This is a genomic window from Flavobacterium sp., from assembly GCF_043778725.1.
In the GTDB taxonomy this organism is placed as follows: Bacteria; Bacteroidota; Bacteroidia; order Flavobacteriales; family Flavobacteriaceae; genus Flavobacterium.
Map to the genome: position 1 here is coordinate 74,401 of NZ_JAYWFT010000068.1, position 22,046 is coordinate 96,446.

19 protein-coding genes are annotated in these 22,046 nt (G+C 29.6%); 12 read left to right on the top strand and 7 right to left on the bottom strand.

Annotated elements, in window-relative coordinates; all coding sequences use genetic code 11:
• The first annotated feature begins 37 nt into the window (after positions 1-37).
• From ACH2CG_RS06015 to ACH2CG_RS06035, 5 genes are all read left to right on the top strand, one after another.
• Positions 38-1,453, top strand: coding sequence for a T9SS type A sorting domain-containing protein (locus ACH2CG_RS06015; RefSeq protein ID WP_395063206.1), 1,416 nt, complete (start codon positions 38-40; stop codon positions 1,451-1,453).
• Positions 1,454-1,824: 371 nt separating this feature from the next.
• Positions 1,825-2,139 (top strand): hypothetical protein, encoded by a 315-nt coding sequence (locus ACH2CG_RS06020; RefSeq protein ID WP_395063208.1) that lies wholly within the window; start codon positions 1,825-1,827, stop codon positions 2,137-2,139.
• Complete coding sequence (locus ACH2CG_RS06025) at positions 2,117-3,061, top strand: hypothetical protein (protein WP_395063210.1); 945 nt, start codon at positions 2,117-2,119, stop codon at positions 3,059-3,061. The genes ACH2CG_RS06020 and ACH2CG_RS06025 overlap by 23 nt, the downstream gene beginning before the upstream one ends.
• Positions 3,062-3,258: 197 nt before the next feature.
• Positions 3,259-6,681 carry a helicase-related protein gene (locus ACH2CG_RS06030; protein ID WP_395063212.1) on the top strand — a complete coding sequence of 1,141 codons (3,423 nt, stop codon included), beginning with the start codon at positions 3,259-3,261 and terminating at the stop codon, positions 6,679-6,681.
• 1 nt (position 6,682) lies between these two features.
• Positions 6,683-10,423 (top strand): Eco57I restriction-modification methylase domain-containing protein, encoded by a 3,741-nt coding sequence (locus tag ACH2CG_RS06035; protein WP_395063214.1) that lies wholly within the window; start codon positions 6,683-6,685, stop codon positions 10,421-10,423.
• Here the strand turns inward: ACH2CG_RS06035 and ACH2CG_RS06040 are convergent.
• Positions 10,413-11,702: an Eco57I restriction-modification methylase domain-containing protein gene (locus tag ACH2CG_RS06040; RefSeq protein WP_395063278.1), complete on the bottom strand. Its 1,290-nt coding sequence runs from the start codon at positions 11,700-11,702 to the stop codon at positions 10,413-10,415. The genes ACH2CG_RS06035 and ACH2CG_RS06040 overlap by 11 nt on opposite strands.
• A 113-nt stretch (positions 11,703-11,815) precedes the next feature.
• On the opposite strand from ACH2CG_RS06040, the gene ACH2CG_RS06045 reads away from it, so the two are divergent.
• The 3 genes from ACH2CG_RS06045 to ACH2CG_RS06055 all read left to right on the top strand — a co-directional run bounded on the left by ACH2CG_RS06045 (position 11,816) and on the right by ACH2CG_RS06055 (position 13,965).
• Positions 11,816-12,415, top strand: a complete 600-nt coding sequence (locus ACH2CG_RS06045; RefSeq protein ID WP_395063216.1) for a master DNA invertase Mpi family serine-type recombinase — start codon at positions 11,816-11,818, stop codon at positions 12,413-12,415.
• 18 nt (positions 12,416-12,433) lie between these two features.
• Entirely contained in the window at positions 12,434-13,282 is an 849-nt protein-coding gene (locus ACH2CG_RS06050; RefSeq protein WP_395063218.1) for a phospholipase D family protein, read from the top strand.
• A 284-nt stretch (positions 13,283-13,566) separates the two neighbouring features.
• Entirely contained in the window at positions 13,567-13,965 is a 399-nt protein-coding gene (locus tag ACH2CG_RS06055; protein ID WP_395063220.1) for a hypothetical protein, read from the top strand.
• Between the two features lie 135 nt (positions 13,966-14,100).
• Here the strand turns inward: ACH2CG_RS06055 and ACH2CG_RS06060 are convergent, their stop codons facing one another.
• Entirely contained in the window at positions 14,101-14,472 is a 372-nt protein-coding gene (locus ACH2CG_RS06060) for a winged helix-turn-helix transcriptional regulator (protein WP_395063222.1), read from the bottom strand.
• Positions 14,473-14,595: 123 nt separating this feature from the next.
• Here ACH2CG_RS06060 and ACH2CG_RS06065 point away from each other — a divergent pair, with 123 nt between their 5' ends.
• Positions 14,596-15,198 (top strand): FMN-dependent NADH-azoreductase, encoded by a 603-nt coding sequence (locus ACH2CG_RS06065; RefSeq protein WP_395063224.1) that lies wholly within the window; start codon positions 14,596-14,598, stop codon positions 15,196-15,198.
• A gap of 496 nt (positions 15,199-15,694) precedes the next feature.
• Here ACH2CG_RS06065 and ACH2CG_RS06070 read toward each other — a convergent pair whose 3' ends face one another.
• The 3 genes from ACH2CG_RS06070 to ACH2CG_RS06080 are packed head-to-tail and all read right to left on the bottom strand — an operon-like array spanning position 15,695 to position 17,633.
• A complete protein-coding gene (locus ACH2CG_RS06070; protein ID WP_395063226.1) occupies positions 15,695-16,081 on the bottom strand; it encodes a nuclear transport factor 2 family protein in 387 nt (128 codons plus the stop codon).
• Between the two features lie 36 nt (positions 16,082-16,117).
• The gene (locus ACH2CG_RS06075; protein ID WP_395063228.1) at positions 16,118-16,687 is read right to left on the bottom strand and encodes a cysteine hydrolase family protein; all 570 of its coding nucleotides are present in this window, start codon (positions 16,685-16,687) and stop codon (positions 16,118-16,120) included.
• A 46-nt stretch (positions 16,688-16,733) separates the two neighbouring features.
• Complete coding sequence (locus ACH2CG_RS06080) at positions 16,734-17,633, bottom strand: SDR family oxidoreductase (protein WP_395063230.1); 900 nt, start codon at positions 17,631-17,633, stop codon at positions 16,734-16,736.
• A 160-nt stretch (positions 17,634-17,793) separates the two neighbouring features.
• On the opposite strand from ACH2CG_RS06080, the gene ACH2CG_RS06085 reads away from it, so the two are divergent.
• Positions 17,794-18,126: a winged helix-turn-helix transcriptional regulator gene (locus tag ACH2CG_RS06085; protein ID WP_395063232.1), complete on the top strand. Its 333-nt coding sequence runs from the start codon at positions 17,794-17,796 to the stop codon at positions 18,124-18,126.
• Between the two features lie 611 nt (positions 18,127-18,737).
• The gene (locus ACH2CG_RS06090; RefSeq protein ID WP_395063234.1) at positions 18,738-19,397 is read left to right on the top strand and encodes a YIP1 family protein; all 660 of its coding nucleotides are present in this window, start codon (positions 18,738-18,740) and stop codon (positions 19,395-19,397) included.
• A 182-nt stretch (positions 19,398-19,579) separates the two neighbouring features.
• On the opposite strand, the gene ACH2CG_RS06095 is transcribed toward ACH2CG_RS06090, so the two are convergent.
• Both ACH2CG_RS06095 and ACH2CG_RS06100 read right to left on the bottom strand, forming a co-directional pair.
• Positions 19,580-19,843: a hypothetical protein gene (locus tag ACH2CG_RS06095; RefSeq protein WP_395063236.1), complete on the bottom strand. Its 264-nt coding sequence runs from the start codon at positions 19,841-19,843 to the stop codon at positions 19,580-19,582.
• A gap of 216 nt (positions 19,844-20,059) precedes the next feature.
• Complete coding sequence (locus ACH2CG_RS06100; protein ID WP_395063238.1) at positions 20,060-21,103, bottom strand: NAD(P)-dependent alcohol dehydrogenase; 1,044 nt, start codon at positions 21,101-21,103, stop codon at positions 20,060-20,062.
• A 156-nt stretch (positions 21,104-21,259) separates the two neighbouring features.
• On the opposite strand from ACH2CG_RS06100, the gene ACH2CG_RS06105 reads away from it, so the two are divergent.
• Positions 21,260-22,042, top strand: a complete 783-nt coding sequence (locus ACH2CG_RS06105) for an RMD1 family protein (protein ID WP_395063240.1) — start codon at positions 21,260-21,262, stop codon at positions 22,040-22,042.
• Positions 22,043-22,046: the final 4 nt, after the last annotated feature.

Here is a 22,046-nt window from a genome sequence, read left to right on the forward strand (position 1 = left end):
CAAAAAATCAGTATATTTGTTTGTAAATTATACCGTTATGAACAAAATTTTACTTTTTTTAATGCTTAGATTTTGTTTAATTGGAAACGCTCAGACAATTGTGTTTTCTGATGTGAATTTTAAAAACAAACTTCTTGCGTCAAATACCAGCAACGGAATTGCAAAAAATAGTTTTGGAAATGGTATTGTAGTAGACACGAATGCCGATAACGAAATTCAAGTTTCCGAAGCTTTAAATGTTTCTGAATTGTATTTATGGTCGCCTTTTTTAAATACAACAAACGATATTGTTAACTTGAACGGAATTCAAAACTTTCTAAATCTTAAAAATTTAAATTGTTTTGGTAACAGCATCACATCGCTGAATTTACAAGGCTTACTAAATTTAGAATACATTAACGCCGGTGAAAATAATATTTCAAATTGTAACATCACTGGATTGGTAGCCTTAAAAGAATTGTCAATTTATAATAATCTGCTAACCAATATAAACATTGATAATTTAACTAATTTAACAACCATAAGCATTCATGATAATCAATTAAATTCTTTGACTTTTAATAACAATTCCTCTTTAGAAAATTTATGGTGCAGCAATAACATGATTCCTTCACTAAATTTTAGTAACACTCCAAGTATAAAAAATTGTGTTTGCGATTCTAATCTTTTAACATCCATTAATTTAGGAACTGTAAATCAAATAAACGAATTGAGCTGTGCCAACAACATGCTAACTAGCTTAAACATTAGTAATTTATCTTTAATGACGTATTTAGATTTTTCTTCCAATCAAATTCCTGTCATTAATTTTCCAAGCACTAACATTATTTTTCAATTAATTGTTAGCAACAACCCAATTAGCACATTAAACCTAGATAATTTATCCAGTTTAAATCATTTAACTGTGTCAAACACATGGATTACCAATTTGGATTGTTCGCTATCGACTGTTCAACAATTAACGTGCCGTTACAATGCGAATCTTCAAACTATCAATGTTAAAAATAACGTCTATACCTATAGTGATCCCGATTTATTGTATTTCGGATTCGTCATAGAAAACAACCCACATTTACAATCTATTTGTTTAGATAATGGAGAGCAAAACAACCTGTCTTACAATAATTTCAGTTTCAATGCTACCGGAAATGTTGTTGTTTATACTGGAGCAAGCTGTTCGACTGTTATTCCTCAAAATACATTTTCAAATGCTGATTTTGCTTCAAGCCATTTGATTTTGTTTCCCAATCCAACCCAAAATAATTTGACTATTATTAATCCTGATACCATACAACTTAAATCAATATCCATACACAACACTATTGGACAATTGGTAAAAAAATTCAATAATTTTCAGGAAAATATAGATGTATCCGACTTAAAAAGTGGCACCTATTTTATCACCATAGAACTAGAAAAAGGTACAATAACCGAAAAGTTCATCAAACGCTAATACCACTTTTATCTACAAACAACGTCCAACTTTTGTAAAATTATATTCAAACCTCAAAGGTTTGTTATGGAATTAATGTAATACCAATAGTGGACTACTTTCATCTGAAGCAACGATAAATTTTAACCAAAGGCAAATACAAACAAGCAGTAGTTAACGTTAAAAAAGTAGTTTTTAAATCCTGTAATGGTATTGATAAACACGCAAAAACCTCAAGTAATCTAAATTGCTTGAGGTTTTTGCGTGTTTTAGTAAATTGTTTTATAGTGCTGATTACTAGGTTAAAATACCCATTTGTAGGGATGTATGGTTAATAATTTAAAGTGATCTTTGATTTAAGTAATTATTATTAATATCTAACAATAAATAGTATGGCAAAAAAACAAAATTTAAAACTTGCAATGGAAGCTACTAGAAAATTTACTTTGAGTCTTGAAACCAATTCAGGATCCATAACCTTATTTTATGCTTTCATAAATGGAGTAAAAGTGATTCAGTCAGATGGGACTTCCAAAAGAACATGGACAGGACTAATTCCTGATGCACAAATTAGAGTAAAAATAAGAGTTGTTGGTATAAATGATGCAACATTTAAATTAGGTATAGATTTACCAGGAACGGCAGATGATCAAAGTTTAACACTTAAATTACAAGGAGGTTATTATGAAACAGAAATTACTTTATAGTTTTTTTGCCCTATACTCGTTTATGAGTTATTCACAAGAGGCAAAATTTGAAATATTACCTTATGTAAACGGTATGACATCAATCAAAGAAGGAAATATAGAAGTAGGCCCAGAATTTATATGGAATTCAATAGATTCTGTAGATATTGGAGGTGTTAAAATTGCAAAAATAGGTGATTCTTTCACTTTGAGACCAAGTATTCGATTACCGCTAACTAATAAAACAGAAAATGTATTACAAATTGATAGATTTACTTCAACTTGGAAAGGTATTTTGGCAGTACAATATACATTCGACAATACAGCTGCTAGTGGTTCAATCTCCAGACACTCTATTAATACTCAATTTGAATATGGTTCTGCTATTTATAAATATTATCCAACGGCCAATAAAACATATGAAGAAAAACCAACAAAAGATTCATATTCTTTTGAACTTAAGTATATAGGTTTTTTTTCAAAAGGTGCTGTAAATGCATTTCAATATTCACCTCAATTTAGAGTAAGATATTCATATGATTGGAAATCGGCAAATGAGGTTGGAATTGTTAATCCAATAAATAGTAACGGAATAACAACTACAAGTAATTTAATAATTGGTGCACCTAATTCTAAATCAACATTTTCTCCAGCATTTTCGCTTCAAATATATTCTGGTAAAGGAAATTTTAGCTACGCACCAACAATATATTATGATATGAATGGTAAAAAGGATACTAACAGTCCTTTTAACAACATTAACAGATTAAGATTTGAAAACTGGGTTTTCTTTTATCCCTCAATGGATAATGCTAAGAATATAAAAATTGGTATCACTCCTTTTGTAAGTATTCGAACTTTAGGCAATGATGACTTCAATAAAATTGAATATGGAGGTATGATTAGTATTAAGTTTGGAACTTCATTTTTACAATTCTTTTAAAATTAGGTTTTAACGAGAAAACAATTCAACCACATTTTTTAAAATGTGGTTTTTTATTAAAATATATCAGTGCATTTAATATTTAAAAAATGTTTACTTTAAATTAAGTGAAAATCACGTAAAACTACCTAGTTAATTCTTGTTAAAATGATTTATTTTTGGTACGTTTGAATGGTTAAAATTCTAACCAGTAATATATGATTATAGACAACGAAAACCAGAAACTTAAAGTCCACGAATGGATTACAAAATACAATGAAGAAGGAACACTAGATGTAGTTACTGGATATTTTACTATTGGCGCATTAGCATATTTGTCTAAAAGCACCAATGATAAAATAGAAAACTATCGTTTTGTTTTGGGAGACATAGTAAACTTTGATAAAAAAATAAAAGCATTAGATTTATTAAATGAAAGCATTGATATTGACACTTCTTTTCAGTTAAACAGATTAGCTAAAGAGGCAGTTAGTTTTCTTGAATTAGACAAAGTAGTGGCTAAAACTCTTGAACCTAATTTCTGTCACGCAAAATTATATTTAAAAACAGCTAAAAATGACGATAGAAACCATTATTTTATTTCTGGAAGTTCCAATTTAACCGAAGCAGGAATTGGTCAAAAAACAACAAGTAATGTAGAATTAAACATTGCCGAAACAGGAAATAACAATCAATACAAAGAATTAATAGATTGGTTTAATGATTTATGGAATAGACCACAAGCACATTCTAAAAAAACATTAATTGATGAAAATGGTAAACTTTCTCAAAAAGATTTTAAGCAATATCTAATAGACGAAATCTCAAAGCTTTTTGAAGTTTATTCTCCAGAGCAAATTTATTATAAAATCTTATTTGAATTATTCAACAAAGAAAAGGACAATCCCGAAGTTGAAAAACAATTAATAAAGTTAGAAGATACAATTGTATATAATAAACTATACGATTTTCAAAAAGGTGGTGTAAATAGTCTTATCAGAATGTTGAATAAATACAACGGCGCTATTCTAGCAGATGCTGTTGGTTTGGGAAAAACTTGGAGTGCATTAGCAGTTATGAAATCGTTTCAGCACAAAGCTGATGTATTGTTGCTTTGTCCAAAAAAATTAGAACAAAACTGGAAGCAATACATTAAAAAAAACAATTCTATTTTTGAAGAGGATAAATTAGATTTCGATGTAAAGTTTCATACCGATTTAAGAATAGGTGGTTTTAATGATAACTTCTTGCAATACTTATTAAATGATAAATCCAAGTTACTGGTAATAGATGAAAGTCACAATTTAAGAAACGATAAATCCGGCCGTTACAAATATTTAATCGAAGAAATATTACAACAATCTAAAGGAGATATAAAAATACTTTTACTATCGGCTACACCAATCAATAATTCATTCAAGGACATTAGAAATCAATTCAAATTGATGACTAAAGGCGAAAATACAGGATTTAAAGAAAGTTTAGATGTAAACAATATCGAAAGTACTTTTAGAGAAATTCAAACTGTATTTAATAAATGGAGTGCAGAACCTGGAGCAAAGCTATCTGAATTTCATAGCAAAATAAAAGACAGTGCTTTTTTTAGATTAACAGATCATTTGTTAGTGGCACGAACTCGTAAAAATGTGAAAGCAAATTTCGATAATACACTTTCATTTCCTGTTCACAAAAAACCGATAAACATATTCAAAACTCCTCTTCAATTTGGCGATGTAGAAAACTTTGCGGAATTTATGGATAACTTCAAATTGAATTTATCGGCTTATCAACCATCATATTACACAATTTCCAAAGAGGAACGAAAAAGACTAGCCAAAGAAAAGGCGGATAAGAAGAAAAAAGGAATTAAAGCCGAGAAAGATGAAGTTTTAAAGAACGATGTACAAAGAGAGCATTTCCTTGTAAAAATGATGATGATTTTGATGCTCAAACGACTAGAAAGTTCTTGGTGTTCATTTCAAATTACAGTTGACAGAATTTACAATCATCACGACAATGCTATTAAAAAAATTAATCAATACCAAGAAATTAAAGAAAAGCAAACTATTATAATTGATGAGGTAGAATTTATAAATGATGTTTTAACCGAACAAGACGAAGAAGAATTACAATTATTAGATAGTCTTTCTTTAGGCAAAAAAACAGCAATAAGTCTAAAATCTATTGATGATGCTAACAACCTCGATGATTTTAAAAAAGCAATTAACAAAGACAAAATTATTTTAGGTAACATTCGTAGAGCATTATTAGAATTTGAAGAAAAATTCAAACCCGAAAAAGATTTAAAGTCAATTGATACTAAATTAGACGAGCTACTTACTATTGTTAAAGAAAAGCAGAAAACAAGCAACAAAAAAATTGTTATTTTTTCTGTTTATAAAGATACTGTTGAATATCTATTCAATCAATTAGCTGCTAGAGGTTTTTCAAATTTAGCAATGGTTTCTGGTGATGAAAATAAAGTTTGGAACGAAACAAAATCTAGCAAAAAACACGAAAATGTTTTAGAACGTTTTGCACCTTATACTAAATTATTTAAAGAAAAAAACTGGACTAATTTTGAACCATCAAGCATTCATTTATCGGATAAGGAATGTTATCAAGAATGGCAAAAATACATTCAAGATAACGAACCAAAAACATTATATAAATTAGAAAATCAAATTGACATTCTAATTGCTACTGATGTATTAAGTGAAGGGCAAAACTTGCAAGATGCTGATATGGTTATCAATTATGACATTCATTGGAACCCAGTTCGTGTGATACAACGTGTTGGGCGTATTGATCGTATTGGTTCGCCAAATAGCGAAATACAAACCATAAATTTTTGGCCAGCAAAAGATATTGATGGTTACATCAGATTAAAAGAAAGAGTAGAAAAAAGAATGGCGATAATGAAAATATCAGGTTCAGAAGTTATTGATGAATTTACAGATGAATTTAATGAATTGGCAGAAGCTGACAAACTTGAAGACCAACAAAATGCCAATATGTTACGTCAAATGGAAACCACAATGCAAGATATTGATGGCGAACAAACATTAGGATTTGATGATTTTTCTTTTGATAATTACCGTCAGCTTTTACAAAATATGCTAAACCAAAAGAAAAAGGAATTTGAAAATATGCCTAATGGTGTTTTCTCTGGAATTAAAATTGAGAATAATACTGAGATGCAACCTGGTATTATTTCGCTTTTAGGTTATCCCGCACAAAAAAAATACAATCCAGAAACAAGTTATCTTTCATATGAATTGATTTACATTGATTTGCAAGGAAATCAAATTTCAAACAATCAAAAGGTCATTTTGGAGCAACTCAATAAAAACTATACTTTACCAAGAGCTATTGACCCAAAAATTGAAAGTGGCGATACTGAAGCCATTAATATATTAAGTAATGCGTTGAAAAATTGGATAAACAATCAGGCAAAAGCAGAAAAAGAATTAGAAGACGGCACAAAAATAGAAGTAATATCAAATGCAGGTTTAGATTTAATAAATAAATTAAAAACCAATCCGAAAGAAACACTCGAAAAACTCAAAATTGAAGGAAACGTTTCAACGAAATTTAATTTTGATAACTTTGATTTAATTACTTGGTTAATAATAAGCTAATATGAACTTACTACAAGATTTTAAAGACAAACCATTTATAGAAGCAGTACAATCATTTTTTAAAAAATTGAATGTACCAGTAAATGAAATTACAACTGCTCCAGCAACTGCGATTGATATTATAGGCGAGAACACAGTTAATACAAACATTAACGAAGTCTATGTTTATGGCATCGTTGATGATGCTGTTTTTGAGCAAAATGAAACGTTTAAAAATCTTTCAGAGGTAAAATCTCTAAAAGCCGATTATGATGGCATTCTACTTTTCGGAATTACATTACATCCAAGAGAAAATAACTTATTGCCTACAAGAGCACAATTAGCCGATATTACACGTGCTTTTAGTAGAACTTTCAAACACACACCTATCACAATTGTTTTTAAATATGGTAATCATATTGCATTTGCTAACAGCGAAAGAACACAATTCAAACAACAATGGCGTGAAGGTGAAAAAGTTGGTAAAGTTTCTTTGTTAAGAGATATTGATTTCAACAACGTTCACTCTGGACACGAACGTATTTTAAACAATTTAGCCATTACAATAAGTGGTAAAAATGCAGTTGTAAATTTTGAAACACTTTACAAATATTGGCAAGAAGTATTAAGTGTTTCATTGCTTAACAAGGAGTTTTACAAAGAACTATCTCATTGGTATTTTTGGGCTATAAAAGAAGTTCAATTTCCAAATGAACCTTTGCAAATTGATTTTTCTAATGTTGAAAATTACGAAGAAGCAGTAAAGGAACACAAAGGTAAAAATGTAATTCGACTTTTGACTAGAATATTGTTTATTTGGTTTATCAAAGAAAAAAATCTTATTCCAGAAGAATTATTTGACGAAAAAATAATTGCAAAAAGATTTATAGACGACTTTACGCCACAAAAGCCACACGGAGTTTTTGCACAAGGAAAACACAATAGCAAATACTATCGTGCCATACTTCAAAATTTATTTTTTGCAACACTAAACCAGCAAAGAGGAGATAGGTCATTTCGTATTGATGGGAAGCATCAAAATGCAACTCAATTGATGAGGTATAAGTCTTATTTGAAAGAACCTGAATATTTTAAAGATTTGATGGAAAGTACAGTTCCATTTATGAACGGTGGTCTTTTTGAATGTCTAGACAAACCACATCCTGAATTAAAAAGTCCCAAAGGTGGTGATAAAATTATTTATATCGATGGCTTTTCAGACAGAGAAGACAATGGACTTATTGTTCCAGATTTTTTATTTTTTGATGCCGATGAAGAAGTAGATTTGAGCACCGATTATGGAAGTACAAATAAATTATATAAAAACGCCAAAACAAGAGGATTAATTGCAATCCTTAAATCATATAAATTCACAATTACCGAAAACACGCCAATTGATGAAGATGTAGCACTTGATCCAGAATTATTAGGAAAAGTATTTGAAAATCTTTTAGCTAGTTACAATCCAGAAACCAAAACAACTGCTCGTAAACAAACAGGTTCATTCTACACGCCAAGAGAGATAGTTAATTATATGGTTGAGGAAAGTTTAATAGCATACCTTAAAAATAAATTATTACACGAAGAGGCAGGAATTGTAGAACTAGGTAAAAAACAGATTGCTTTATTTGGAAACGAAACAAAGAAAAGCCAGTTGTCATTAGAATCTAAAATTGACGAAAGTCCTTTTAAAAATAGAGAGAATGAATTAGATGAATTACTACACGAATTGGTTTCATTTAGTGATATAAATCCATTTGCAGAATATCCAGAAGTTCAAAAGAAAATTATTCAAGCTTTAGACAAATGCACAATTTTAGATCCTGCCTGTGGTTCAGGAGCTTATCCAATGGGGATTTTACAGAAAATGGTACATATTCTTCATAAAATTGACCCTAACAATACCGAGTGGAAACAACGTCAAATAGATCGTGTTAACAACGCTATTGAAGAATTAGAACTTATGGATGATACTAATTTCAAAGAAAAAAGTATCAAAGAATTAAATTTGCAAATTGATGATATTGAAAACTCTTTTGCCAATAATGAATTAGATTATGGAAGAAAACTCTATCTAATTGAAAACTGCATATACGGAGTTGATATTCAACCAATAGCTACACAAATATCGAAACTTCGTTTCTTTATTTCTCTTGTAGTAGACCAAAAAGTAGATGCTGCGAAAGAAAATTTTGGTATTAGACCACTACCAAATCTGGAAGCAAAATTTGTTGCAGCCAATACGCTAATTGGAATTGAAAAACCGCAGAAAGGACAATTTACAGGTTCGTTGTTTGACAATCGAGAAGTTCAAAGACTAGAAAATGAACTAAAAAAAATACGACATAAATTATTTAGCATAAAAACACCAAGTATTAAAAGAGAACTTCGTGAACAAGACAAAATACTTCGTGAAAAAATAAGTGAATTATTAGTACCCGAATTTGGAAATGATACCGCAAGGCTACTTTCAAATTGGGATCCTTATGACCAAAATGCGTCTTCTCCATTTTATGACACAGAATGGATGTTTGGACTGCCTAAAATAAACGGTGGTTTTTTTTCGATTGTTATTGGAAATCCACCTTATGTTTTTGCTAGGAATAAAAGTTTTAGTGCAAAAGAAAAAAAATATTTTATTCAGAATTTTAAATTAGCAAAGTATCAAATAAACCTTTATTCTATATTTATTGAAAAAGCTAATTGTCTTTTAGAAAGTAATGGTGTTCTGTCTTATATAGTTCCAAATAACTGGCTTACAATTAACACCAATAAAGAATTAAGAAGGTTCATACTTCAAAAAAAATCAGTTAAAATCGTAAATTTTTTAAGTCAAGTTTTTGAAAGTGCAAGTGTTGATAGTAGCATAATTATTTACGCTAAAAATGGTAGTTCAGATATAATATCACTCTATGAATATGTTGACCATTTTAATTTAATCACAACTAAGTCAGTTGAATATTTTCTAAACAAAACAGATTTTATAATTAATATTGATAGTTTCAAGAATATAATTTTCTTTGAAATCCTTGATAAAATTGAACTTAAAGCTATACAATTAAAAGAGATTGCGAATGTAAAAGCTGGACTTCAAGCTTATGAAGTAGGTAAAGGAATTCCAGTTCAAACTTCTGAAATGAAAGATAATAGAATTTATCACTCGCTTTCAAAGATCGATGAAAATTATTTTAAGTATTTAAATGGTTCAGATGTTTGTAGATATGCAACAAATTGGTCAGGAGAATTTTTGAAATATGGTAATAATTTAGCCTCACCTAGAAAAGATTTCTCTATCTATACATCAAAGCGAATATTGGTTAGGCAAATACCATCTAAATTTCCTTTTTGCATTAATGCCTGTTTAATTGAAAATACAATGTTGAATGATAGGAACTCGATGAATATAGTTGATTTTAAGAATTATTCTCAAGAATTTGTATTAGGGATTTTAAATTCAAAATTAATTTCATTTTGGTTTGTTTACAAATTTGGAAAAATGCAGAGAGGTATTTTTCCACAGTTTAAAATAAATGAACTCGAAATTTTTCCAATAATAAAATATGAAGTAAAAGACCAAATTCAAATTACTGAGTTAGTAAAACAAATACATATTTTAAAAAATCAAAATATTTCAACAATAGAAATTGAAAACAAAATTGACTTGATTGTATATAAGCTCTATGAATTAACTTATGATGAAGTTATAATCATTGACTATGATTTCGCATTAACAAAAGAAGATTATAATAATTTCATTCATTAATAATTAAAATTTCATCTTCCGTAAGATTATACAAATCGCAAACCAATTTATTAATTTCATTTTCTAGTTCTTCTACATTTTCATTTAATTTTTTAAGTGTTATAATTTTATCAACAAGAGTTATAGCTGAATTTTGAAACTCTTTATCAATTTCAGGAATTGAAAAAGGTTGAATATAATTTGTCTTAAAATAATAATAGTTATTGTTGTATGGTGTACTAGTTTGCTTGATAAAGTAATAAAACAAGTTACTATTAAAAATCGCCAAATATACTTTCAAATCAATTAAATCATTTTCCTTTTTAATCAACATATAACCACCTGCATCTGGAAAAAATGATTTTTCATCAATTGTAAAACTTGATTTATTTTGTAATTGTGGGGTTATTATTTTATCGGAATTAAACAAAAATAATTCTCTTGATCTATGAAGCGAATACCAGTGTTTAGAATTTGTTTTATATTTTACTTTTTTTTCTTCTAGTTCATCTTTAAAGTTTAAAATGTAATTATAACCTAACGGAAATTTCTTTTTTAGACTAACTTCATCTATTGGTATTGTCTTGTTTTTTTCGTTTTCAATGTGTGGATAAAATACGTAAACATTTGTTTTTAATTCTGAATAACGCTGAATATTTTCACCTTTTAAAATAGGTTTCATTAGTGAGCTTTCAATTTCTATATTTTTTTGAAGTCTTTTTGAAAATCCAATAAATTTATCATCTATAATCTTTCCTTCTAACATTTGAATATCATCTCCCATTGAAATTAATCCTTGAAAAATCCCTTTAAAAATATTTTTAACGAGTTTGTGTTTAGTCAATTTATCTAATAAATTAGTGTTGTTCTCATTTTTAAATGACCAAACTAGTCCAATTTTCGAAAATTCATAACTATCAAAATTCAAATTATTTAGTTCCAAATTACTGGCTTCACAGTAACTAATATTTTTTGAGTTTTTAGCAAAGAAAAAGATACCTGTATAGGTTGTTGCAGCATCAAAAACTTGTTCGACACCAAAAACTAATATCTTACTAATTGCTTTTTTATTGATTAAATAATTTCTTAATCCAAATCCATATTCAGCTATCATAAATCTGTGAGGATTTATAAATACAACTTGACCATCTTCTTGAATTATATTTTTAATAGAATTTTCTATAAATAAAACATAAATATCGTATTTCCCATTAGCTGATTCGAATGTTTTTTTAAAATAATCTGTTTGATTTTTAGGAATATTTTGAACTTTAACATAAGGTGGATTTCCAATAACAATCGAAAAAAAACCACCATATTAAAGGTGTATTATTAATATACATAAATTGTCGCATTTTAATTTTGTTTTTTAGTATATAAAAACGGTATATTTTAAACTTAAATTATACAATTATGATATACGGTTACATCAGAGTAAGCACAGACAGACAAACGGTAGAAAACCAGCGTTATGAAATTAGCGAATTTTGTAAAAAACAAGAAATTAGTGTTGACAAATGGATTGAAGAAACCATTTCAGGAACAAAAGAAGTAGAAAACAGAAAATTAGGTAAGCTACTCAATAAAATGAAAAAAGAAGATGTGCTAATTTGTAGCGAACTTTCTCGTTTAGGTAGAAGTCTTCTTATGATTATGGGAATACTAAACCAATGTATGCAAAACGAAATACAAGTTTGGACAATCAAAGACAATTATCGTCTTGGAAATGATATTAGTTCAAAAGTGTTAGCATTTGCTTTTGGTCTATCGGCAGAAATAGAGCGAAATTTAATTTCTCAAAGAACCAAAGAAGCATTAGCCAGAAAAAAAGCAGAAGGAGTAATTCTAGGAAGACCAATTGGCAGTAAATCTGCAAAAACGAAACTTACTGGACACGAAAAGAAAATAACGAATTTGTTAAGTAAAAACGTTTCTATTAGTGCTATAGGGAGAATATTAGGAGTACATAGATTAACTGTTTCCAAATTTGTAAAAGAAAATGTAAGTTTGTAAAATATAGAATATAAATATATGGCAGAATTTTTAACAACATCAGGTGTAAGTTATCAAGTTGAATCAATAATTAAAGAAGCAAAAAAGAAATTAGTCTTAATTTCTCCTTTTGTTCAAATTAGTAAAGTTCTTATAGAACGCTTGCACAACGCCTCAGAAAAAGGTGTACAAATAATTTTAATTTATGGAAAAGACGAATTAAAACCATTTGAAAAAGAACAATTAAATAGTATTGAAAATTTGAAATTGTATTTTTATCAAAATCTACATGCTAAATGTTATTTTAACGAAAAAACAATGGTAATAACTTCAATGAACTTGTATGAGTTTTCAGAAAAGCACAACAGAGAAATGGGAGTTTTGATTAAAAAAAATGATGATTTAGCAATGTTTAAAGATGTAATTGAAGAAACATCTTCTATAATAAAATCTTCAAAATTAGTTAAGTCAAATGTTCAAACAGGTTCAATATTTCCTTTAAAAGAGGAGGAAATAAAATTAATAAATGAGTTTTTTATAAAATCTTATAGAAATTGTGCAATTAATAATACAGCGAGTTATGTTTATTGTGAATCATTATTTCCTTTTTCAGACGTCATGATTAGAGATGGTTTTGAATTGAGATTCAAATGGGGTTTATATAGTCAAGATTTATTAGAAAAGAAAATAGCTTCAATTTCATTAAATGATTTAATATATAGATACGAAGCTAAATTTTCAAAAGAAATAAATGGTACATCAAGAATACTATTTTTATGTTCTAATGCAAATGATATTTCTAACCTAATTATAGACTATAAAGTTTTACACGATAAAATTTTCGCTATTACAAGAAATGTATCTCATAAGGTTAGAAATTTCATGTAATAATTTTAAACATAACGTATTAAAAATGAAACAATATTTTGAAAATTAAAAAATCAATACCACATAGAAACTAAGCGTTTGAGAAATTTGGATCGAGATTCCTAGTAACTACAAGATTTTTCGACTATCGTTTTCAAAACTTCTCGATACATTTTTTCTAAAATAGCTAAATGCAATTTTAGAAAAAACACTCGAAGTGACGTAGTGGTGAAAATGATGTTGCGTTATTGAATTGGAATGTAAAATTCTTAAATTAATGACATGATAGTAAAAATAATTTAATCATGTGCCAAATTTCCAATACCATAAAATTCTGTACGTGTAAAGTTAAATCAACAGATAGTTTACAAAACTATTGGGCTGTATATAGAAGAAATAAAGCCAAAAATATAATAATTGTTGGAGAAGTAATGCTGCCTTCTGAATGGATTGAGCCTAACTATAAAAAAAACTATACCGTTCTTAAAAATAGAATTAATGAAACAGATCCGTTTGATATCCCAATAAATTTTAAAGTTGGTGATTTTCTGGAAATAGTATTCAACAATAATGACTATGATAAAAGAGTGGTTTATGGATTTAAATATTCTACATCAGAATGGATTACAAACAAAAATGATGCATTCGAATTAATGGGGAAATTTGATAAAATCCACTTTGGAAAAATAAAAAAGAACCAATAAATGATAGGACTAGTCCTAAATAAACTACACAGATTATTTAGGACTAGTCAATTAAAAGTTACTCCAACGGCATACACTTAACAAAACCCTTGCCGTCAAAATCATGCAAAAGGCACAAGTAAAAACCAGTACCTCCTACTTCTTCATGCTTTCTTTAATTTTTTCACGATGTTGTTTTCCCCAAGCACTCAACTCAGGCAATACATTTTTTAAGGTTTGGCTGTAGTCAGTTGCTCCATAGGTAATGACAACTGGCGTTGCGGTATCAACATGCCTTGAAATAAGGAAATTGGCTTCTAAATCTCTCAACTCATTAGCCAACACTTTTGGAGATATTCCAATTACTTCTTTTTGGATTTCGTTAAATCGCTTGGTAGAGTGCATCAAACTAAGTACAATAGGCAGTTTCCATTTTCCGCTTAGTACATACATAGCATCAATGATGTTTTTTAGTGAAGCTTTACATTCTTGTTGGGTTGGAATGCTATTAATTTCTTCTGTTTTCATAGGTACAAAGATAAGCACTTTCTAAAAAGTAAGCGCTTTCCTTTGGGTAAGTACTCACTTTAATATAGTGGTTTATGATAACTTTGTCAAACAAATTATACATAAAATTAAACGCATAATGCTATGAAAAACATTCTTCAAATTAATTCGAGCTTGATGGGAAATCAATCCTACAGTATAAAATTGAGTCAAGCTATCGTAGAAAAAATCAAACAAAAAAATCCAGAACACAAACTAGAGGTGCTGGATCTAGTAGAGACTCAAATTCCACACTTGACACCACGAGTACTGCAATCTTTTTTTATTCCTAATGAGCAACTAACAGAAGAGCATAAGCAATTAGCAAAGCTGTCAAATGAGCTGGTAAAACAATTATTAGCCAATGATATTATTGTTATTGGAGCTCCATTATATAATTTTACAATTCCAACCCAATTAAAGGCATGGATTGATCATATTACAAGAGCCGGAATTACCTTCGGATATGGTGAAAATGGTACAATTGGATTGTTAAAAGGTAAAAAAGTATATGTTGCCATGACTTCTGGCGGTGTGTATTCTGACGATCATGGCAAGGACAATGATTTTGTTGCTCCTTATCTTAAAGCCTTTTTTGGATTTTTAGGAATGACTGATATAACTGTATATAAAGCTGAAGGTTTAAAAATTCCTGGATTAATGGAACATGCTCTGGAAAAAGCTATTGATAGTATAGCTATTGATTAATTTTTGTTAGTTATATCTTAGACAATTTCTCGATACATTTTTTATAAGAAAGCTTGACGCAAATTTACCCTAACGTCACTTCGAGTAATTTTATGTTTTAAAAACGCTAGTTTTTGAAACATAAAATTGTATCGAGAACTATTGAAACGAAAGCTTTATCTTAGACAAGTTCTCGATACATTTTTTTAAGAAAGCTTGACGCAAATTTACCCTACCGTCACTTCGAGTGATTTTATGTTTTAAAAACGCTAGTTTTTGAAACATAAAATTGTATCGAGAACTTTTAAAACGAAATCTTTATCTTAAACGAGTTCTCGATACATTTTTTATAAACAGATAACAGTCATGCCGCAAACAAAGCACTAACAATTAGCACTATATCGTAAATAAACAATTACTAATAAAAAAGACTCAATGTTTTTTCAACTCTCTTAATTGTAAAATCAATGTGTCTTTAATGAAATTAACTAAAAGCAACTTAGACTGAGTACCAAAATTAATTCCAAAATTCGTCTTCGGCAACTTGATCTTCTGAAAACAACCAAACTTGTACTATTTTATTATCAACCACTTCAAACAAATCAACACCATTCATACTAACTGTTTTGCCTCCAATTTTACCACTGAAATGTACAGGAAAAGAAACTAAACTTCCGTTAGACAGTAAAGCACCTGTCGGATTTATTACCAATGAACCTTGTGTAGCACCCATCATATCGCCAAGCATTTTGCCAATTGCTTCAAGTCCAATTTTTGTACCAGAAAACTGATGGTTTCCAGGTTGGTGCCATTTTGCTTCAGGACTAAAATGCGAAAATGCTTTAGGAATATCTCCTTGCGAAAGGGCTTTTGAGTAAGCCGCAACTACTTCTATTGTTGTCATATTATTGAATTTTAAATTGTTGTCTAATTATAACGATTAAGAAAAATCTTTTGTGTTTTTTATATCAGCGTAAAAAAATGATAAAGCACTTAAAAATGCGTTGTGAACATCTGCTGCTTTTACCGAAGTACCCTTAATTTCTAAATCTCTTGAGGCACAAGCATCACCAATTACTGTACATTCAAAATCAAAATCTTTTGCCGCTCTAACAGTAGCGTCAACACACATATGCGTCATCATACCTACAAATACAAGTTCTGTAATATTTTTAGATTTTAAGTAATCTAAAAGTTCAGTCGCTCTAAAACTGTTTGGATAGTATTTTGTAATTACTTTTTCACCAGAAAGTGGTTTCACATTTTCATGAATTTCTTGCCCTTTACTTTCTGGTAAAAAAAACAGAGAACCTTGTGCAACAGAAACATGCTGTATGTGAACTATTGGCAGCTTTTCATTTCTGAATTTTGTCAAGACAATTTTGGCATTTTCACTTGCTGCTAAAGAACCTACTAATTCCATTGCTCCATTTTCAAAATAATCATTTTGAATGTCTATTATTATCAATGCTTTACCCATATTTTTTATTTTAGAAGTTACTTTGTACATATTAATTATTAAACTTTGAATCGAATCTAATTAAATTCACGTTGCTTTATGCTTTGAAAAAATAGTCCTTATTCTCACGTGCCCATTCAGATAACGATGTCATTTCAACAGGAAGTTTTTTCAAAATTTCACTCATGTTAGGATTGAATTTTGATGGATATTCCGATGCGTTTTGAAGCATTTCATAGTAAGCCGCAACACTTGATGCTCCTGCTTCTCCAACAAACGGTTTCAATATCTCTCCAAATTCTTGTGGTTTCTGCGGATAATAGGCAATTTCTACTGCTACGCCTTTTGAAAATTCTGCTGCCGTATCATTTCCTTTTAAATTGTCTAAACCACTAATTTTAAAAACATCAGATTTTAACTCCCTATTGTAAATAGCTTCTACCACAAAAGCATTTACATCTCTAGAGGCAATCCATCCAATTGGCATAGCCTCTGGTGTAGGGTAAGCCAATTTATTCGCGTTTGTTATAAATGGAGCACAAAAAGGACCCATCATATTTTCCATGTAAATAGTAGGTTGGATGATAACATAATCCAAACCGCTATTTTTCAAATAATCTAGAACATCCAATTTCACATCATCTACCGGAGAACCTATTTTTTGTGATTCTAACCAACCACTTGTATTCCAAACAAGTTTCTTAACCCCATTCGCTTTAGCAGCATCAATCACATTTTTTGCATATTCTAATCCGTCAAATGGGTTTGGTAATGAAACAGGTATCATAAAGGCAATTGCATCAATTTCTTTGGTGATTTCTAGCATTTTAGTTGTATCACTTAAATTCGCCATTACTGGTGTCGCTCCTGCTTGAGCTAATTTTTCAAAACTTTTTTCTGAACTGGTTGCAGCAATTACATCTGCGCCTTTTTTCTTTGCTTCGCCTATTACATTAAATTGTTGTGAGCCTGAAGCTCCAAATACTAAAATTTTCATCTCTTTTATTTTTATTTTTAATTTTAAAAAATGCCTCTATTTATATATTTTAATTGTTTTTTAACTAAAACTTGTACAAAGATATAAAAGCACTTACTTTTGCACAAGTACTTACCTAATAGTTAGGTACATACCTAATGGTTAGAATTGTTGAATAACAATGGAAAAAAACTTAAAAAAACATCCAGCTTGCGATGAAAGATGTCCAGTAAGAGCATCGTTATCTTTGTTAAGTGGTAAATGGACATTAATGATACTGTTTCAAATAAATGGAAATGTGATGCGATATGGCGAACTTAAAAGAGCTGTTACTGGCATCAGTGAAAAAATGCTGATTCAAGAATTGAATATGCTTGTTGAAAATAAACTGGTAAGTAAAAAAGTCTATCCCGAAATTCCTCCAAAAGTGGAATATCGGCTGACTGAATTAGGATTAAAGACTATGCCAATTGTAGATAAATTGGCTGAATTTGGACTGGAAAATTTAGTTTAAAACCATATTTACAGACCAAAAAAAACGAACCACTAACAGACATTCGGCAATATAGCGGGTTTTGTGCTTAATTTGAAGTCGGTTATGTAATTACAAAGTCAGTATTTAACCACATACGAAATGACGGTAATGATAAAAAAACATTGATTTGTTAAATTGTAGTATAACATTCCTTCGATATGAAAAGATTACAGATGTATCACTTACCGATATTATAGATAAATACTATTTTATCAAATTATTTTATTGAAAAGTTAAACAAACTATTGTAAACCAACTTGCAGTTATAGTTTGTGAAAATAAAAGATGTACAGATAAAACAAATCAGAAGTTTAAGAAAATAATACAATAAGCTAACCGTAAGGATACCGCTAACATACCGTAAGGATACCGTAAGGAACCGTACGAAAAAAGAATCCAGCATTTAAATCATTTATAGAGTAATATAGGTAAGGTCACTTCAATAATTTTTCATGAAATACTAACTAGCAATTTTAAAAAAAAGTATCTTAGCCTCAAGAACATTAATATTAAATAAAAAACAATTAAATAGGCAATACTTTTGTATTGATAATGAGAATTTTAAAGTGTAAATTAAAATAAATAAAGAAATGAATAGCTTTCCAGAATTTGTAGATAAAGAAAATACTATTGACGGTTATAAAGTATTAGAAAAAGTAATAACTGCACCAAAAAGAGCTTTTAAGTTTATAAATACCTATAAATATGATAAACATTTACACATACTTTTAATAATATCTGGTATAAGCAATGCTTTTAATAAAGCTTCCCAAAAAGGAATGGGTGATGATTCATCATTACTATTCATCCTATTTATTACAATTATTTTTGGAGGTTTGTTCGGATGGATTACCTACTATTTTTATTCGGCTTTAATCAGCTGGACCGGAAAATGGTTTAATGGTTTTGCCAAAACTGATGATGTTCTTAGAATTTTTGCTTATGCCACAATTCCAGCTATTTTGGGTTTAGTATTTTTAATTATCCAAATTTCAATTTTCGGAAACCGCCCATTCATGAGTGATGAAAATTATACAGACACCGGAATTTTAACTAATAGTATTTTTTATGCTTGCGAATACTTTCAATTTGCACTAGCTATATGGAGTTTATCATTATTAGTTATAGGAGTTGCCGAAATTCAAAAATTTTCAATTTGGAAAGCTATTTTAAATGTTTTCTTACCTGCTATAATTCTTTTTGCAATTGTAGTTGTGTTTGCAATTCTTATCATGTTAGGAACAAATTAATTTAAAATAACAAAACCGCAAAAAGGCAAAAATTAAAATTAAAATTTCCTATAAAATACTAACAAACAGTCTCCTGCATAGTAGCATTCGCCATAGCGCAAGATAAATACAACCACTAAAACATACTCCTAATTTTTTAAAAAAACTCTAACAACCTATCCTCTATCATCGCATGCTAGTAGTTAATCCTTAACTGCAGGCTGTTTTGATTTAGCTCTAGCTTCTTTTTTTGCTAATCTTTTAGCTCTTTTTTCGGCTACTTTTTCATCATGCAATCGTTTTGCCTCTACTCTTGCGCTTCGCTCCATACTTATTTGAGTCGGAACCTGAGGTTCTTGTTGTATTTGATCCTGATGATCATCTTGACGATCAACTTGTCGTTCTTCTTGAGCTTGAGCAACTGTGGCTCCTATAAAAAATAGAATTGCTAAAAATAATTTTTTCATAACGTTTAGTTTAAAGTGATACTATATTCACAAAGTTAAACACCAACTCTAAATAATCTTTTACAGTATTATTGAGAAAGATTGCATAATTAACAGCATAAAATAAATCAACTTACAATTTTAATACTTCTTAACTCCAAAATTAATCCTATAAAAAAAACCACAATAGATACTAAATCCATTGTGGTCGTTTAAAAATTTTAGAACTATAACTTCTTATAATGTTGCAATATCAATTACAAATCTATAACGAACATCACCTTTTACCATTCTCTCAAATGCCGAATCAATATCCTTAATATCAATCAGTTCAATATCAGAAACAATATTGTGTTCCGCACAGTAATCTAACATTTCTTGTGTTTCTGGCAAACCACCTATTAATGAACCAGCCAAACTTCGTCTTCCGCCAATTAAACTAAAAGCATGCAACTGATAAGGCGTTGGCGGAACTCCAACACAAATATGAACACCATTTACTCGAAGTAATGATAAGTAAGCATTTATATCATGTGGTGCCGAAACGGTATCTAAAATAAAATCAAAATATCCGGCAACTTCTTTCATTTGCGCTTCGTCTTTGGTAACAACAAACTTGTGTGCTCCTAATTTTTTGGCATCGGCTTCTTTTTCTGGTGATGTACTTAAAACGGTTACCTCAGCACCAAATGATACGCCAAATTTAACTGCCATATGACCCAATCCGCCCAAACCTAAAACGGCTAGTCTATGTCCTTTGCCTACTTTCCAATGACGCAACGGAGAATACGTTGTAATGCCGGCACACAACAACGGTGCAACAGCATCCAAAGGTAATTTATCAGAAACATGTAATACAAAATCTTCATGAACCACAATTGTTTTAGAATAACCACCATAGGTTGGCGTTTTTCCGTCTTGCCCCAAACTGTTGTAGGTTCCTGTCATTCCGTTTAAACAAAACTGCTCCAATCCTTCTTGGCAATTCTCGCAAGTTCTACAAGAATCTACCAAGCAACCTGTTCCTGCAAGGTCACCAACTTTAAATTTCTTAACGTGACTTCCTACTTGAACTACTTTACCCACTATTTCATGTCCTGGAACCATTGGAAAAATTCCTTCACCCCAATCGTTTTTTATTTGATGTAAATCACTGTGACACACACCGCAATAGTGAATGTCAAATTGTACATCGTGCGGTCCAACTTCGCGTCGTTCAAAACTCCAAGATGTCAAGTTAGACTTGGCATCTTGTGCTGCATATCCTTTTGTTGCTGTCATAATTTTTTTTGTTAAATTTACTTATAATAATAGCTTCATTATAATAATCTACTGTTAAAAAAAAGATAATAAATAGCCGCTCTAAAGTTATAAATGCGCTAGTATTAATTTCAATCTGTTTGTTAATTTTCTATATTTGCAAAAAAATAAATCGTAATGGAAATCAAGATAGAAGCCATTCAACTAGCAGAATCATTTAATATAAAAAAGTTTCGTGCCGATTTTAAAACCGAAGCTCATTCGGGTTCTACAACAGAGTTATTTTATTCCTTTACCGATAACAATCGCTTTTTATATGTGTTTGATTATGGTGTAATTGTATTTGCTAATTATGATGCTGTGGGCAAAAGTGAATTTGTGAATTTTATTAAAAACTACACTACCTCTTTAGTAGATTTAAACCTTTCGGAAGAATACCGTATTGAAATTAACGGCGCGATTGAAAAACCTATCGTAAAAAATAATTATGTAAGTGTTGCCAAAATTGAAGCTTCAATGATGCGTATTATAATGCTAAACATTGGACAATCTGTTGCTTTAGATTATTATGAAAACCTTACCGATGATTTAATATCGTCTTCCAAAATCTATATTCTACAATTGGAAAAACGTGGAAAATTGAGTATTTCCAAAACCAATTTGCTAAAATATATTGGTAAAGTACTTAACGTCAAAAATAGTATTATTGATAATTTATACATCTTAGATGATCCAAATCTAGTTTGGGACAACGAAGAACTGAATTTACTAAACCGAAACCTAAAAGCCAATTTCGACATCAATACAAGGTTTAAAGATCTAGATTACCGTTTGCAAATTGTAGAAGACAACCTGACGCTTTTTACCGATGTATTGAACGTAAGAGAAAGCTCAAAACTAGAATGGCTAATTGTAATTCTTATCTTTATTGAGATTATAATTAGCTTGACAATGCGTTAATTAT

What these genes read in the sequence shown, in the direction of transcription:
- ACH2CG_RS06095 (WP_395063236.1), bottom strand. Translation starts at nt 19,843, where the DNA reads ATGAAAAAATTATTTTTAGCAATTCTATTTTTTATAGGAGCCACAGTT.
- ACH2CG_RS06030 (WP_395063212.1), top strand. Translation starts at nt 3,259, where the DNA reads ATGATTATAGACAACGAAAACCAGAAACTTAAAGTCCACGAATGGATT.
- ACH2CG_RS06035 (WP_395063214.1), top strand. Translation starts at nt 6,683, where the DNA reads ATGAACTTACTACAAGATTTTAAAGACAAACCATTTATAGAAGCAGTA.
- ACH2CG_RS06015 (WP_395063206.1), top strand. Translation starts at nt 38, where the DNA reads ATGAACAAAATTTTACTTTTTTTAATGCTTAGATTTTGTTTAATTGGA.
- ACH2CG_RS06070 (WP_395063226.1), bottom strand. Translation starts at nt 16,081, where the DNA reads ATGACAACAATAGAAGTAGTTGCGGCTTACTCAAAAGCCCTTTCGCAA.
- ACH2CG_RS06075 (WP_395063228.1), bottom strand. Translation starts at nt 16,687, where the DNA reads ATGTACAAAGTAACTTCTAAAATAAAAAATATGGGTAAAGCATTGATA.
- ACH2CG_RS06080 (WP_395063230.1), bottom strand. Translation starts at nt 17,633, where the DNA reads ATGAAAATTTTAGTATTTGGAGCTTCAGGCTCACAACAATTTAATGTA.
- ACH2CG_RS06085 (WP_395063232.1), top strand. Translation starts at nt 17,794, where the DNA reads ATGGAAAAAAACTTAAAAAAACATCCAGCTTGCGATGAAAGATGTCCA.
- ACH2CG_RS06055 (WP_395063220.1), top strand. Translation starts at nt 13,567, where the DNA reads ATGTGCCAAATTTCCAATACCATAAAATTCTGTACGTGTAAAGTTAAA.
- ACH2CG_RS06045 (WP_395063216.1), top strand. Translation starts at nt 11,816, where the DNA reads ATGATATACGGTTACATCAGAGTAAGCACAGACAGACAAACGGTAGAA.
- ACH2CG_RS06105 (WP_395063240.1), top strand. Translation starts at nt 21,260, where the DNA reads ATGGAAATCAAGATAGAAGCCATTCAACTAGCAGAATCATTTAATATA.
- ACH2CG_RS06060 (WP_395063222.1), bottom strand. Translation starts at nt 14,472, where the DNA reads ATGAAAACAGAAGAAATTAATAGCATTCCAACCCAACAAGAATGTAAA.
- ACH2CG_RS06100 (WP_395063238.1), bottom strand. Translation starts at nt 21,103, where the DNA reads ATGACAGCAACAAAAGGATATGCAGCACAAGATGCCAAGTCTAACTTG.
- ACH2CG_RS06090 (WP_395063234.1), top strand. Translation starts at nt 18,738, where the DNA reads ATGAATAGCTTTCCAGAATTTGTAGATAAAGAAAATACTATTGACGGT.
- ACH2CG_RS06020 (WP_395063208.1), top strand. Translation starts at nt 1,825, where the DNA reads ATGGCAAAAAAACAAAATTTAAAACTTGCAATGGAAGCTACTAGAAAA.
- ACH2CG_RS06050 (WP_395063218.1), top strand. Translation starts at nt 12,434, where the DNA reads ATGGCAGAATTTTTAACAACATCAGGTGTAAGTTATCAAGTTGAATCA.
- ACH2CG_RS06065 (WP_395063224.1), top strand. Translation starts at nt 14,596, where the DNA reads ATGAAAAACATTCTTCAAATTAATTCGAGCTTGATGGGAAATCAATCC.
- ACH2CG_RS06025 (WP_395063210.1), top strand. Translation starts at nt 2,117, where the DNA reads ATGAAACAGAAATTACTTTATAGTTTTTTTGCCCTATACTCGTTTATG.